The sequence below is a fragment of the Aureibaculum flavum genome, assembly GCF_016406085.1.
In the GTDB taxonomy this organism is placed as follows: domain Bacteria; phylum Bacteroidota; class Bacteroidia; order Flavobacteriales; family Flavobacteriaceae; genus Aureibaculum; species Aureibaculum flavum.
In genome coordinates this window covers 135235-148212 of sequence record NZ_JAEHFJ010000007.1, presented here as the reverse complement: position 1 = coordinate 148212, position 12978 = coordinate 135235, and the positions used below count along the sequence as shown (strand labels likewise).

Here is a 12978-nt window from a genome sequence, read left to right as displayed (position 1 = left end):
AATTTAAAATGATATTAATCAGTACTATTCTATCTCTTTTTTCCTACTTTTATAAGTCAATAGTTATATATTATAAATAGATGGGAGAAATAGCGACACCAAAAAGACAAATTACACTGTATTATAATTCAAATTCAGTAAGGGCAAAGCAAACATTAGCTTATGCTAAATCAGAAGGATTGCCAATACATGAAATAGACATGTTAAAAACCAAATTAACTGGTACACAACTTGTTGAATTAGCTGATAAATTAAATTTGGAAGTAAAAGATTTGATCAATCAAGAACATCCCGCTTATGCTAAACATTTTGAACATCACAACTTCTCTACTGATGATTGGATAAAGATGATACAAAATAATCCTGAAATAATGAAACAGCCAATTGCCTTGCGAGGAGAAATTACTATTTTAGTGGAGACACCCACAGATATTATTAAAATTTAAAAATCTAAATAAATGGCATTTATAGATTACTATAAAATATTAGAAATATCAAAATCGGCATCAGAAAAGGACATTAAAAAAGCCTATAGAAAATTAGCCAGAAAATATCATCCAGATTTAAATCCAAATAATAAAGAATCTGAAAAAAAGTTCAAAGAAATTAACGAGGCCAATGAAGTCTTAAGTAATCCCGAAAACAGAAAAAAATACGATGAGTATGGTAAAGACTGGCAGCATGCTGATCAGTTTGAAAAGGCAAAACAACAAAATCAATACCAAGGAAATTCAGGGCAACGTACCTACTCCGGTAGTTCTTCAGAGCATGATTTTTCAGATTTTTTTGAATCTATGTTCGGCGGTAGAAATTCCGGTCAACGAAGTAGTGCTGGTGTTAAGTTTAGAGGACAAGATTTTAATGCAGAATTAAAACTGAATCTTATAGATGTTTATACAACACACAAGCGTACATTAACCGTAAACGGTAAGAATATAAGAATTACTATTCCAGCAGGTATAGAAAATGGACAGGTAATTAAAATTAAAGGACATGGTAGTAAAGGTGTTAATGGTGGTCCAAATGGCGACTTGTTCATTACCTTTTCAATAATTAATAACACCAAGTTTAAACGAGATCATGAGCATCTTTACACCGATGCTTCTATTGATATTTATACAGCTATTTTAGGTGGTGATATTACCGTAGACACCTTTGATGGTAAGGTAAAATTGCAAGTGAAGCCAGAAACACAAAATGGCACCAAAGTTAAATTGAGTGGTAAAGGTTTTCCTAAGTACAAAAAAGAAGGAGAATATGGTAATCTGTATATTACCTATACCATTGAGATGCCTAAAAATCTTTCCATTAAAGAGAAAGAATTATTTCAAGAACTTAAAAAATTACAGTAATTATGGACACAGATAATTATATATCAATACAGCAATTTTGTCTTCATTATAATGTACCCACATCTTTTTTAGACACCTTAAGCGAATATGAATTGGTTGAAATCGTTAACATAGAAAAAACTCAATGTGTAGCTAAAAATCATATCAGTGCTATTGAAAAATTGATACGTTTACATTTTGATTTAGATATTAATATGGAAGGATTAGATGTTGTAAACAAACTTTTAAAACGTGTTGAAAATTTACAAACCGAAATTATATTATTAAACAATAAGTTAAATTTGTACGAAGAGGAATAACTCTTATTTTTACAGAAAACAAATAATTAAAAAATGAAGCATTTTCAAATACAGAAATCACCATTTATTGTGCCTACTGATGACGGAAAAGTAATTGAAGAACATTTTGGCTTAGCAACCGATGGTAATTCAGATGTAAGCATTGCTCATATGATAGCTCCTCCAGGCTGGTCTGAACCTTTTCAGACTCCTGAATTTGATGAATATACGTATATCATAAAAGGCAAAAAACAATTTATTATTGAAGGTGAAAAAATAGTTTTAGAAACGGGACAATCCATTAAAATAAAAAAGAATGCAAGAGTTCAGTATTCAAATCCGTTTAGTGAAGCATGTGAATATCTCGCAATTTGCCTGCCCGCTTTTTCAATTGATGCAGTAAATAGAGAATCTTAAAAAACAAAAACGATGACAAAAGTACAGCCATTCCACATTGCAATTCCCGTTCATAACCTAGCCGAGTGCAGAAAATTTTACAATACTGTTTTAGAATGTGAAGAAGGTAGAAGTAGTGATCATTGGGTCGATTTTAATTTTTTTGGACATCAATTAGTGATCCATTTCAAGCCAAAATCTGAAGAAACAGCTCATACAAACGCTGTTGATGGAAAAAGTGTACCTGTGCCACATTACGGTGTCGTATTAGAGTGGGATACTTTTCAAGATTTTGCGAGTAAATTAAAGTCTAAAAATGTGGAATTTATAATTGAGCCCTACATCCGTTTTGAAGGTGAAATAGGAGAGCAAGCCACTATGTTTTTTTTAGACCCAGCAGGAAATGCATTAGAATTTAAAGCTTTTAAAGATGTGAATCAGCTTTTCGCCAAATAGCTTAAAACTATTTTGATAAAAATTCTGTTAAAATAAAGGTTAAATGTTTACTAATTATTTTAATAATGATACGGTAACCATAACAGAATTTGTAATTTTGATGAAAATTCATATACCATGATTCTTGTTAAAGTTATTGTTGCGGTTCTTATTACGCTTCTTTCAATACTCAGTTAATTTAAAGTCACTATGTCATCTAAAGTTAATGCTTTTTTACTGTTTTTACTATTAACCATTTCTGTTAACGCTCAAGAGTATGTCGGTAAGGGTGAGGATGTTAGCATGATTTTGAAAAACACCAAAGAATTTTCGAAAGCTTATATCGATGGTAATGTTGAAAAATTAACTTCTTTTTATAGTGAAGATGGCAAAATTTTCCCTGAGAATTCTGATATAATTGAGGGATATGACGCCATTAAAAAACGGTGGACTATACCCAAACACATAAAAATAGAATCACATAAAGTTACTCCAAAAGAAATTAACGTAATTGACAATTATGCATATGATTATGGATACTTTGAAGGAACTTCCAAAAACAACAAAAACAATACTACTTCCGCTTTTAAAGGCAAATATGTTATTGTTTGGAAAAAAGTAAATGAAGACTGGAAAATATATCTAGATATCTGGAATTCAATCGAATAAACTTTACTCCTTATTTTCGCAAGCTAACAGTGTGTTTTTCAAAAGCATTGCAATAGTCATTGGCCCAACACCACCAGGAACTGGAGTGATATAACTTGCCTTTTTACTTACACTTTCAAAATGCACATCTCCGGCTAATTTATAACCTCTTTTTTTTGTAGCATCATCAACTCTGGTAATACCAACATCAATAACAACCACATCTTCCTTTACCATATCACCAGTAAGAAATTCTGCAATTCCTAAAGCGGCAACAATAATATCAGCTTGTAATGTTAATTTCTTTAGATTTTTTGTACGACTGTGAGCAACGGTTACAGTAGCATTACCTGCTTTACGTTTTTGACTCATTAATATACTCATTGGTCTACCAACAATATGACTTCTTCCAATAACAACAACATGTTTACCAGATGTTTCAACTTCATATCTTTCAAGAAGCTCTAAAATTCCATACGGTGTAGCAGGTAAAAAAGAAGGTAAATCTAAGGTCATTTTCCCAACATTAGTTGGGTGAAACCCATCAACATCTTTATCTGGGTTTACAGCCATCAAAACTTTCTGTTCATCAATATGTTTTGGCAAGGGTAACTGAACTATAAAACCATCAATACTATCATTATTATTGAGACTTTCAATTTCTTGTAATAATTTCTCTTCAGTAGTTTCTTCCGGCAAATCTATTAATGTAGATTCAAAACCTACCAATTCACAGGCTTTAACTTTTGCTCCAACATAAGTCATACTTGCTCCGTCAGTACCCACTAACACGGCTGCAAGATGCGGTGTTTTTTTTCCTTGTGATTTTAATAATTTTACTGATTCAGCAATTTCAGATTTTAAATCCGCTGATGTTTTTTTACCGTCAAGAATTATCATTATAAAAATATGAAATATTAATATTATTTTTAGTTGAGTCTCAAGTCACATTACTCAAGTCTCAACTCTCGTTTTATTTCATCCCCTTCATCATTTGCATCATTTTTTTGCCACCACCACCTTGCATCATTTTCATCATTTTGCTCATTTGATCAAATTGCTTCATGAGTTGATTCACTTCTTGAACAGAGGTTCCTGAACCTTTTGCAATCCGTTTCTTTCTACTTGCATTAATTGCCGTTGGTGTACTTCTTTCTAAAGGTGTCATTGAATGTATAATAGCTTCAATTCCTTTAAAAGCATCATCATCGATATCTATATCCTTCATAGCCTTACCAACACCCGGAATCATACCCACCAAATCTTTCATGTTACCCATTTTCTTGATTTGTTGAATTTGTTTTAAGAAATCATCAAATCCGAATTGGTTTTTAGCTATTTTCTTCTGTATTTTTCTAGCTTCTTCTTCGTCATATTGCTCTTGAGCTCTTTCTACCAAAGAAACTACATCACCCATCCCCAAAATACGTTCTGCCATCCTATCTGGATGAAAAACATCAATGGCTTCCATTTTTTCACCTGTACCAATAAACTTTATCGGTTTATCAACCACAGATTTTATAGATAAAGCCGCACCACCTCTGGTATCACCATCTAACTTCGTTAAGATAACTCCTTCAAAATTCAAGACATCATTAAAGGCTTTTGCCGTATTTACAGCATCTTGCCCTGTCATAGAATCTACCACAAACAATGTTTCTTGTGGATTTACAGCTTTATGAATATTTGAGATCTCGGTCATCATCGTTTCATCAACAGCCAAACGACCAGCAGTATCTATAATGACAACATTCTTGCTATTTGCTTTAGCATACTTTATGGCATTTTCAGAAATCTCAACAGGATTCTGGTTACCTTCTTCCGCATAAACCTCAACGCCAATCTGCTCGCCAACAACCTTTAATTGATTTATTGCCGCAGGTCTGTAAACATCACAACCTACTAATAAAACTTCTTTTGATTTTTTGGTCTTTAGATAATTAGCCAATTTACCAGAAAAAGTAGTTTTACCAGACCCTTGTAAACCGGACATTAAAATTACAGTAGGAGCACCTTTTAAATTAATTCCAACGGTTTCACCGCCCATGAGTTCTGTCAACTCATCTTTAACTATTTTTACAAGTAACTGACCTGGATTTAACGTGGTTAACACGTTTTGACCTAGGGCTTTTTCTTTTACACGAGAGGTAAATTCTTTAGCTATTTTATAATTAACATCGGCATCTAACAAAGCCCTACGGACTTCCTTTAATGTTTCTGCAACATTTATTTCTGTTATTTGACCATGTCCTTTTAAGACATGAATAGCTTTATCTAATTTATCACTTAAATTTGAAAACATTGGCGTTCTGCATTTTTTTGTATCGTGCAAAGATAATGATTAGAAGTTAAAAATATAAACGAATGTGTTCGATTTAAAAAAACAGCATTCTTTTTTAAATTTTGTCACTATTTTTAAGGCTTTTTAACTACTTATTACCTCACATAGCCCTTTAGTTTATTCTATTTTTCATAAAAAAGTATAATTAATTAAGATTATACTTAAAGACTAATACTTATCTTTGTTTAAAAACAAGACGTGTTCAAAATTTCTGCTACTTATACCGATTTGTACCAACTCAGGATGGCACAAGCCTATTTTAAAAATAATAAACATGAGCAAACAGCTGTGTTTGATTATTACTTTAGAAAAAACCCTTTTGAAGGAGGCTATACTATTTTTGCTGGTCTTGAAGATTTATTACAAAAACTGAAAAATTTACAATTTAGCCAGGAAGATATCTCGTTTTTAAAAACTCAAAATTTTCCTGATGATTTTTTAGATTATTTAGAAAAATTCCGCTTTAATGGAAAAATATTTTCTGTTATGGAAGGTGATGTAATTTTTCCAAACCGGCCGACGCTCCGTGTAGAAGGCACTCTCATTGAAGCTCAACTCATTGAAACAATAGTACTAAACTTACTTAATTTTCAAAGTTTAATAGCAACCAAAGCTCGTCGTATGCGATTTATTGCTGGTAATCGCTCTTTATTAGATTTTGGACTTAGACGAGCACAAGGACCAGGCGGTTATTATGCTTCTCGTGCTGCCTTTATTGGTGGTTTTGATGGCACTAGTAATGTTATTGCTGGAGAAGATTTTAATATTCCTATTTCAGGAACAATGGCTCATTCCTTTGTGCAAAGTTATGATAATGAGCTCGAATCTTTTAGAGACTTTGCCATACAACTACCAAAAAAATGTGTCCTTTTAGTTGACACTTATAACACCTTAAAAAGTGGTATCCCCAATGCCATTATCGTAGCCAAAGAAATGGAAGCACGTGGTGAAAAATTATTTGCTATTCGTTTGGATAGTGGAGATTTAGCTTATTTTGCCAAAGAAAGCAGAAAACTTCTAGATGCAGCCGGACTACACTATGTAAAAATAGCAGCATCAAATCAATTAGATGAATATGTAATAAAAAGTTTGCAAGAACAAAATGCACCCATTGACATCTATGGCGTAGGTACTAATTTGGTAATTGGCAAACCAAATGGAGCTCTAGATGGTGTGTATAAACTTGCCTTTTCTAATGGAAAACCAAGAATTAAAATTTCAGAAAATCTAGAAAAAATCACATTACCACACGCCAAGCAAGTTTACCGTGTAACATCTGAGGAGGGTACATGGATTGGGGCTGATGTTATTAGTTTAAAAACCGAGAATCATGTTAAAACAATGCATCATCCTTTTGACCCATTTAAGCAAATGGATATTGATAGTTTAAAACAAGAACCGTTACTAAAAGAAGTAATGGGCGAAGGAGAAATTAAAATTAAACTCCGTACGCTTTCAGAAATTGCAGAATATAGTCGTGAGCGTTTTGCTCAACTACCACTAGAATACAAACGTTTTTACAATCCACATCAATACAAAATAGGAATAAGTACAGTACTCAAAAAAGAGCAAGAAGCACTAATCAAAGCACGTAAAATTTAACCTGTTTAAACATATGCAAGCTTTACTATTAATAGATGTTCAGCCAGATTTTATACCTAATGGTAATTTACCTGTGCCTGACGGCCACACCATTATACCTATCATCAATCAAGTGCAATCGCATTTTGATTTGATTGTAGCAACGCAAGATTGGCATCCTAAAAACCATATTAGCTTTGCTATTAACCACACAGATAAAAAAGAGTTTGACGTTATTACCATTGATGGACTATCACAAACCTTATGGCCTACACATTGTATACAAGACACACTAGGTGCTGCCTTGCATCCAAAACTTAATGATCAAGCTATTGAAGCTATTTTCAGAAAAGGAACTTCTGTAGAAATTGATAGTTATAGTGCTTTTTATGACAACGCCCAATTAAAATCTACCGGATTAACTGGGTATCTAAAAGATAAAGGAGTTCGTGAAATTTATTTTTGTGGATTGGCTGCAGATATATGTGTCTATTTCTCTATAATTGACGCTCTAAATGAAGGTTTTAAGTGTATTGTTATCAATGAAGCCGTACAAGCATTAGATAAAGATGTTTATCACCAGCAACAAATTGAATTACGTAAAAAAGGAGTGCAATTTATAGGTATTAACGAGCTTATCAACACATAACTATTCATTACTTTTTAAATAAAATGGATTAGCTCAAGAGAACTCTCGTTGTCAAATTCACGTTTTTAAATTGTATAACACAATTGCTCAAACGGAAAAACTCACTATTTTATAAAACTTTCTAAAGCTAACTGATATCCTTTTAATCCAAACCCTACCAAAACTCCAGCTGCATTAGGGGAAATATAAGAATGCTGTCTAAACTCTTCACGAGCATAAACATTAGAGATATGCACTTCAACCACAGGGGTTTCAATAGCTTTTACAGCATCTCCAATACCTACAGAGGTATGTGTATAAGCAGCCGCATTTAAGATGATACCATGATAATCAAAACCAACTTCATGCATTTTATCAATAAGTTCACCTTCAATATTCGATTGAAAATATTCAAGTTGAATGTTGGGATATTGCTTTTTTAAACTATTAAAATATTCCTCAAACGAGGCATTACCGTAAATAGTTGGCTCACGTTTACCTAATAAGTTTAAATTTGGTCCGTTGATAATGATTATTTTCACTCGTTTCGATTTTTTTAATTTAATATTGCAATATATAAAAAAACTACCATCTCAGCATGACTTGGCAAAACGCTTTACATGATTATCAATTATATCTTAAAATTGAACGTGGCTTATCGGCTAATTCAGTTCAAAGTTACACGAGAGATGTTGAAAAATTAATTCTTTTTTTAGAAGAAAATGAGATTAAAATTTCTCCTAAAAATATTACCGATGAAACCATTCAACAATTTATTTATCACATTTCTAAAGAAGTAAATGCGAGAAGTCAATCGCGAATAATTTCGGGTCTACGCAGTTTTTTTGATTATTTAATTTTTGAAAATTATAGAAAAGACAATCCCACTGCAATTCTAGAAACACCTAAAATTGGTAGAAAATTACCAGATACTCTAGCTATTGAAGAGATTGACTTAATCATAAATCAAATTGACCTTAGCACACCAGAAGGTGAACGTAACAGAGCTATGTTAGAGACTTTATACAGCTGTGGCTTGCGAGTAACGGAATTAATTACTTTACAAATATCAGACTTATTTTTTGCTGAAGGTTTTATAAAAGTTACTGGTAAAGGAGATAAAGAGCGTTTTGTACCTATAAATATCGAAACTCAAAAGTTTGTTACTATTTATATAAAACAAATAAGGATTCATATCAACGTAAAAAAAGGGTTTGAAGATACGCTGTTCTTAAACAGAAGAGGAAAGCAACTCTCACGGAATATGGTATTTATGATTATTAAAGAGTTGGCTCTAAAAGCCGAACTTGGTAAAACTGTAAGTCCACATACATTTAGACACTCTTTTGCTACACATTTGTTAGAAAATGGGGCTGACCTTCGCTCGATTCAGCAAATGTTAGGTCATGAAAGCATTACTACCACAGAAATTTACATGCATGTAGATAAGTCTTTTCTAAAGGAGGTCGTAGAAAAATATCATCCGAGGAAATAAGTTGGCAATATGCGGTGTAACTAAACGGATTAAAACAATTGACTTTATATAACTTTCTCAAAACAAACGCTATTCTCAACACCTGCATATTGTCCGTAATTGGATATTTTGTTATAGCCACATTTTTCATACAAAGCAATGGCTTCTGGTTGTTGTAATCCTGTTTCTAAAACAAGTCGCGTATAAAACAATTCCGCTGTCCATTTTTCTAATTCATTAAGCACTTTACTTGCCGCTCCTTTACCTCTAGCCTCATGCAATGTAAACATGCGTTTAACTTCCATAGTACTTGATTCAAACTCTTTAACCGCACCACAGCCAATTGGAATTTCATTTTCGTATAACACTACCACATGATTTATACTATCCAATTTATTAAATTGATTGTAAAAATCATGATCTTCACCATCTCGTATGGCTAAATCAGCATCGAGAAATTTAACCAATGCAATAAAATCTTTATTTGCAGAATTTGTTCTTATTAGCTTTACCACCTATGATATTTTAGTGTAATAATTATTCCTTACAGAATGAAGAAAACTGAGTGTGTAAGTCTCTATAAACTTGCCCCACTTTTCCTGTTCCAATAATCTGATTATCAATCTGCACAACAGGCATCAACTCTTTACTTGAACTTGTAATAAATACTTCATCAGAAGTATATAAATCTTTAATAGTTATATCAGCTAAGATTATGGATGGTTCCATCGTCACTATTTTTTTTCGAGTAATACCTTCTAAAATATTCTTTTGAGGAGTACTGACTTTTCCATCTTTTACACAAAAAATATTAGCACGAGAAGTTTCTGTAATAAAATCAGTTGCGTACAATACATCTGTGGCATTTGCGGCTTGTAATTCTTGATGAAGCATTTGAGGAAAGAAATAATCGGTACTCTTTATTTTAGGAAAAGATCTTTGATGCGTTTTAGAAATTAGTTTTACTCCTTCCGTATAATCAGTTTTTGTATTCGCACCTGAAACACCAGTTAAAACAATTAAGGTAGATGCAGCTAATGAACCAAAGTTGAGTGATGTACCTGCAGTTAATGTAATTCTAATATAACCATTATCTACTTTATTTATGATTTGTAGTTCTAATACTTTATCCTGTAGTTGAGATTTAGTATAGGGATTAGGAATTTTAGCTAAGTAAATTGAATTGACAAATCGATCTAAATGGTCTGATAAAAAACGAAAATTGCCGTTTACGATTCTAAAAAAATCGAAAACGGCATATCCTCTATTTAAACCTAAATCATAAGCACTTATTTGTGCATTATCACAATCAATTAGGGTATCATTTATAAATCCTTTCACAATTATTTTGCAATATTTACAGCTCTTGTTTCTCTAATTACAGTAACACGAACCTGTCCAGGATAGGTCATGTCATTTTGAATTTTTTGTGAAATATTAAATGATAATTCTGATGCTTTTATATCATCTACTTTTTCACTTTCAACAATAACACGTAATTCTCTACCCGCTTGAATAGCGTAGGCTTTTTGTACACCTGCAAAACCAAATGCTACATTTTCAAGGTCTTTTAAACGTTGAATATAAGAATCTAACACTTGACGTCTAGCACCAGGTCTAGCCCCTGAAATAGCATCACAAACTTGAACAATTGGAGCATATAACGATTTCATTTCTATCTCGTCATGGTGAGCACCAATCGCATTACAAACATCAGGTTTTTCACCGTATTTCTGAGCCCATTCCATACCTAATAAAGCATGAGGTAATTCACTCTCCGTTTCTGGTACTTTACCAATATCATGCAATAAACCTGCACGTTTGGCCACTTTAGGATTTAAACCTAATTCCGCAGCCATTAATGCACATAAATTAGCAACTTCTCTCGAGTGTTGTAATAAATTTTGTCCATAAGAAGAACGGTATTTCATTCTACCAACAACTTTGATTAATTCAGGGTGTAACCCATGAATTCCTAAGTCGATTACGGTACGTTTACCAACTTCAATAATTTCTTGATTAATTTCTTTAGAAGTTTTTGCGACTATTTCTTCAATTCTAGCAGGATGAATTCTACCATCTGTTACCAATTTGTGAAGCGACAATCTCGCAATCTCTCTACGTATTGGATCGAAACATGAAAGAATAATTGCTTCTGGAGTATCATCAACAATAATTTCAACACCAGTAGCAGATTCTATAGCTCTAATATTTCTTCCTTCCCTACCAATGATTCTTCCTTTAACATCATCAGATTCTAAGTTAAAGACAGAGACACAGTTTTCTACTGTTTGCTCTACACCTATACGCTGTATCGTACTTAAAATAATCTTTTTAGCTTCCTGTTGAGCGGTCAATTTAGCTTCTTCAAGCGTGTCTTGAATGTAGCTCATTGCATCTGATTTAGCTTCATCTCTTAAAGAAGTAACTAATTCCTTCTTCGCATCTTCAGCAGAAAGTCCTGAAATTACCTCAAGATGTTCAACATGTTTTTTATGCAATTTTTCAGCCTCAGTTTGTTTCTTTTCTAAAAAATCAATTCTAAAATCGTAATCGGCAGCTTTTTCTTCTAATTTCTTATTCAGCTTACTGCTCTTATCAAGTTCTTGAGCTACTTTAGATTCCTTTTCTCGTATTCTTTTTTCAGCTTCAGAAACTTTTCTATCTCTACTTAGAATCACCTTTTCGTGTTCCGATTTGAGTTCAATAAATTTCTCTTTAGCTTGTAATACTTTATCCTTTTTTAATACTTCAGCATCGGTTTTTGCTGTTTTAATAATTGATGAGGCTTGGCTTTTTGCATCCTTCAGTATAGCAGATGCTTTGTTTTTCTCTAGAGCTTTTGCAATAAAAAACCCGATAATCAAACCTACTACAATACCAATAATTATTGGTAATATCATTCCATCCATTGTTTTAGTTTTAGGTAAATTGGTGTAATAGAACACAGCTCAACAACTTGAACGGTGTCCATAAAAAAAGCCTACATCTAGTACGGTTTTTTAAACTCCTTGTAAGACAAGTTTAGGGCTAACTGGCTGATCAAGGATCCGCCAAATCCAAAATAAATTTGGCACATGCGGCATGCTTTACTAGCTTAGACTCACCCTTTTTAAAAAAATAATGTTGAGTTTAATGAACAAATAACTAAATGTAGGCAGTAATTGTTATATTTTAAAGAACGTATATTATAAATGAGCATCTAAAACTTCACTCATTTCTAGTAATTTTTTTTCTATTTCTTCACCATCCTGATCATTATAAATACTTTTCACTTCCTGTAAAGAGGCAAATTGTAATGCACACATGGCTAAAACGTCTTGCTTATCTCTAACTTCATAATTCTCTTCAAAGCGTTTTATTAAGTCGTTTATTTTTTTGACAGCTTTCCTTACACCTTCCTCTTCACCTTCACTGTTTATAGTCAAAGGATAAACTCTATCTCCAATAGTTACTTTTATCTTTAACTTATCTTCCATCGGGTTTATTCACTTAACTGCAATATACACTTATCAATTTCGCGTATTAATGTATTTATTTTCAATTTAGTTGAATGTTTATCTTCTTTGCTGCCTACCATCGCATTTGCAACTTTTAATGATTCGTATTTACTTTCAATAGCGTTTATAGATTCTTTCCCTTTTCGAACTTCTTGAACTAAGTTTTCACTTTTCTCCAACAACTGTTGGTTTTCAATCTTCAATAATTCATATTTGGTAAGTAAGTTTTCAAGCTTACTTTGCAGGGAATCAACTATTTCTAAAACATTACTCATTAAATACAGAGATTCTAAACATTATCAACAAATTTAGTGTTCTATTTAGAATTAAACAAGGTTTTTTAAA

17 protein-coding genes and 1 other RNA gene are annotated in these 12978 nt (G+C 32.4%); 9 read left to right on the top strand and 9 right to left on the bottom strand.

Going from position 1 to position 12978, the window contains the following annotated elements; translation table 11 throughout:
* Positions 1–80: 80 nt before the first annotated feature.
* The 6 genes from JBL43_RS14640 (at position 81) to JBL43_RS14615 (ending at position 3130) form a co-directional block, all read left to right on the top strand.
* Entirely contained in the window at positions 81–446 is a 366-nt protein-coding gene (locus JBL43_RS14640) for an arsenate reductase family protein (RefSeq protein WP_198842148.1), read from the top strand.
* Between the two features lie 12 nt (positions 447–458).
* Complete coding sequence (locus JBL43_RS14635) at positions 459–1352, top strand: DnaJ C-terminal domain-containing protein (protein WP_198842147.1); 894 nt, start codon at positions 459–461, stop codon at positions 1350–1352.
* Between the two features lie 2 nt (positions 1353–1354).
* On the top strand, positions 1355–1651 hold the full coding sequence (locus JBL43_RS14630) for a chaperone modulator CbpM (protein ID WP_198842146.1): 297 nt from the start codon (positions 1355–1357) through the stop codon (positions 1649–1651).
* Between the two features lie 33 nt (positions 1652–1684).
* Positions 1685–2047: a cupin domain-containing protein gene (locus JBL43_RS14625; RefSeq protein ID WP_198842145.1), complete on the top strand. Its 363-nt coding sequence runs from the start codon at positions 1685–1687 to the stop codon at positions 2045–2047.
* A gap of 12 nt (positions 2048–2059) precedes the next feature.
* Complete coding sequence (locus JBL43_RS14620; RefSeq protein WP_198842144.1) at positions 2060–2482, top strand: VOC family protein; 423 nt, start codon at positions 2060–2062, stop codon at positions 2480–2482.
* A gap of 189 nt (positions 2483–2671) precedes the next feature.
* Positions 2672–3130, top strand: a complete 459-nt coding sequence (locus JBL43_RS14615) for a YybH family protein (RefSeq protein WP_198842143.1) — start codon at positions 2672–2674, stop codon at positions 3128–3130.
* Between the two features lie 3 nt (positions 3131–3133).
* Here the strand turns inward: JBL43_RS14615 and JBL43_RS14610 are convergent, their stop codons facing one another.
* Positions 3134–4009: a bifunctional 5,10-methylenetetrahydrofolate dehydrogenase/5,10-methenyltetrahydrofolate cyclohydrolase gene (locus JBL43_RS14610; protein WP_198842142.1), complete on the bottom strand. Its 876-nt coding sequence runs from the start codon at positions 4007–4009 to the stop codon at positions 3134–3136.
* 73 nt (positions 4010–4082) lie between these two features.
* Positions 4083–5411 carry a signal recognition particle protein gene (ffh, locus tag JBL43_RS14605; RefSeq protein WP_198842141.1) on the bottom strand — a complete coding sequence of 443 codons (1329 nt, stop codon included), beginning with the start codon at positions 5409–5411 and terminating at the stop codon, positions 4083–4085.
* A gap of 237 nt (positions 5412–5648) precedes the next feature.
* Here ffh and JBL43_RS14600 point away from each other — a divergent pair, with 237 nt between their 5' ends.
* Together JBL43_RS14600 and pncA are read left to right on the top strand one after the other, a co-directional pair.
* Positions 5649–7052 carry a nicotinate phosphoribosyltransferase gene (locus tag JBL43_RS14600; protein WP_198842140.1) on the top strand — a complete coding sequence of 468 codons (1404 nt, stop codon included), beginning with the start codon at positions 5649–5651 and terminating at the stop codon, positions 7050–7052.
* Positions 7053–7065: 13 nt separating this feature from the next.
* Positions 7066–7680 (top strand): bifunctional nicotinamidase/pyrazinamidase, encoded by a 615-nt coding sequence (gene pncA, locus JBL43_RS14595; protein ID WP_198842139.1) that lies wholly within the window; start codon positions 7066–7068, stop codon positions 7678–7680.
* Positions 7681–7784: 104 nt separating this feature from the next.
* Here the strand turns inward: pncA and aroQ are convergent, their stop codons facing one another.
* Positions 7785–8201, bottom strand: a complete 417-nt coding sequence (gene aroQ / locus JBL43_RS14590; RefSeq protein WP_198842138.1) for a type II 3-dehydroquinate dehydratase — start codon at positions 8199–8201, stop codon at positions 7785–7787.
* Between the two features lie 56 nt (positions 8202–8257).
* On the opposite strand from aroQ, the gene xerD reads away from it, so the two are divergent.
* Positions 8258–9154, top strand: a complete 897-nt coding sequence (gene xerD / locus JBL43_RS14585; protein ID WP_198842137.1) for a site-specific tyrosine recombinase XerD — start codon at positions 8258–8260, stop codon at positions 9152–9154.
* 44 nt (positions 9155–9198) lie between these two features.
* Here xerD and JBL43_RS14580 read toward each other — a convergent pair whose 3' ends face one another.
* The 6 genes from JBL43_RS14580 to JBL43_RS14555 form a co-directional block, all read right to left on the bottom strand.
* Positions 9199–9648: a GNAT family N-acetyltransferase gene (locus JBL43_RS14580; RefSeq protein ID WP_198842136.1), complete on the bottom strand. Its 450-nt coding sequence runs from the start codon at positions 9646–9648 to the stop codon at positions 9199–9201.
* 22 nt (positions 9649–9670) lie between these two features.
* Complete coding sequence (locus JBL43_RS14575; RefSeq protein ID WP_198842135.1) at positions 9671–10474, bottom strand: aminotransferase class IV; 804 nt, start codon at positions 10472–10474, stop codon at positions 9671–9673.
* A gap of 2 nt (positions 10475–10476) precedes the next feature.
* The gene (rny, locus tag JBL43_RS14570) at positions 10477–12045 is read right to left on the bottom strand and encodes a ribonuclease Y (RefSeq protein ID WP_198842134.1); all 1569 of its coding nucleotides are present in this window, start codon (positions 12043–12045) and stop codon (positions 10477–10479) included.
* Between the two features lie 92 nt (positions 12046–12137).
* A non-coding RNA gene (gene ssrS / locus JBL43_RS14565) (6S RNA) lies at positions 12138–12265 on the bottom strand.
* Between the two features lie 56 nt (positions 12266–12321).
* Positions 12322–12612 carry a cell division protein ZapA gene (locus tag JBL43_RS14560; protein ID WP_117884986.1) on the bottom strand — a complete coding sequence of 97 codons (291 nt, stop codon included), beginning with the start codon at positions 12610–12612 and terminating at the stop codon, positions 12322–12324.
* A gap of 5 nt (positions 12613–12617) precedes the next feature.
* Complete coding sequence (locus tag JBL43_RS14555) at positions 12618–12908, bottom strand: coiled-coil domain-containing protein (RefSeq protein WP_198842133.1); 291 nt, start codon at positions 12906–12908, stop codon at positions 12618–12620.
* Positions 12909–12978: the final 70 nt, after the last annotated feature.

Excerpts from the sequence above, each read along its gene's own strand:
- JBL43_RS14640 (WP_198842148.1), top strand. The coding sequence starts at position 81 with ATGGGAGAAATAGCGACACCAAAAAGACAAATTACACTGTATTATAAT.
- JBL43_RS14635 (WP_198842147.1), top strand. The coding sequence starts at position 459 with ATGGCATTTATAGATTACTATAAAATATTAGAAATATCAAAATCGGCA.
- JBL43_RS14630 (WP_198842146.1), top strand. The coding sequence starts at position 1,355 with ATGGACACAGATAATTATATATCAATACAGCAATTTTGTCTTCATTAT.
- JBL43_RS14625 (WP_198842145.1), top strand. The coding sequence starts at position 1,685 with ATGAAGCATTTTCAAATACAGAAATCACCATTTATTGTGCCTACTGAT.
- JBL43_RS14620 (WP_198842144.1), top strand. The coding sequence starts at position 2,060 with ATGACAAAAGTACAGCCATTCCACATTGCAATTCCCGTTCATAACCTA.
- JBL43_RS14615 (WP_198842143.1), top strand. The coding sequence starts at position 2,672 with ATGTCATCTAAAGTTAATGCTTTTTTACTGTTTTTACTATTAACCATT.
- JBL43_RS14610 (WP_198842142.1), bottom strand. The coding sequence starts at position 4,009 with ATGATAATTCTTGACGGTAAAAAAACATCAGCGGATTTAAAATCTGAA.
- ffh (WP_198842141.1), bottom strand. The coding sequence starts at position 5,411 with ATGTTTTCAAATTTAAGTGATAAATTAGATAAAGCTATTCATGTCTTA.
- pncA (WP_198842139.1), top strand. The coding sequence starts at position 7,066 with ATGCAAGCTTTACTATTAATAGATGTTCAGCCAGATTTTATACCTAAT.
- xerD (WP_198842137.1), top strand. The coding sequence starts at position 8,258 with ATGACTTGGCAAAACGCTTTACATGATTATCAATTATATCTTAAAATT.
- rny (WP_198842134.1), bottom strand. The coding sequence starts at position 12,045 with ATGGATGGAATGATATTACCAATAATTATTGGTATTGTAGTAGGTTTG.
- JBL43_RS14560 (WP_117884986.1), bottom strand. The coding sequence starts at position 12,612 with ATGGAAGATAAGTTAAAGATAAAAGTAACTATTGGAGATAGAGTTTAT.
- JBL43_RS14555 (WP_198842133.1), bottom strand. The coding sequence starts at position 12,908 with ATGAGTAATGTTTTAGAAATAGTTGATTCCCTGCAAAGTAAGCTTGAA.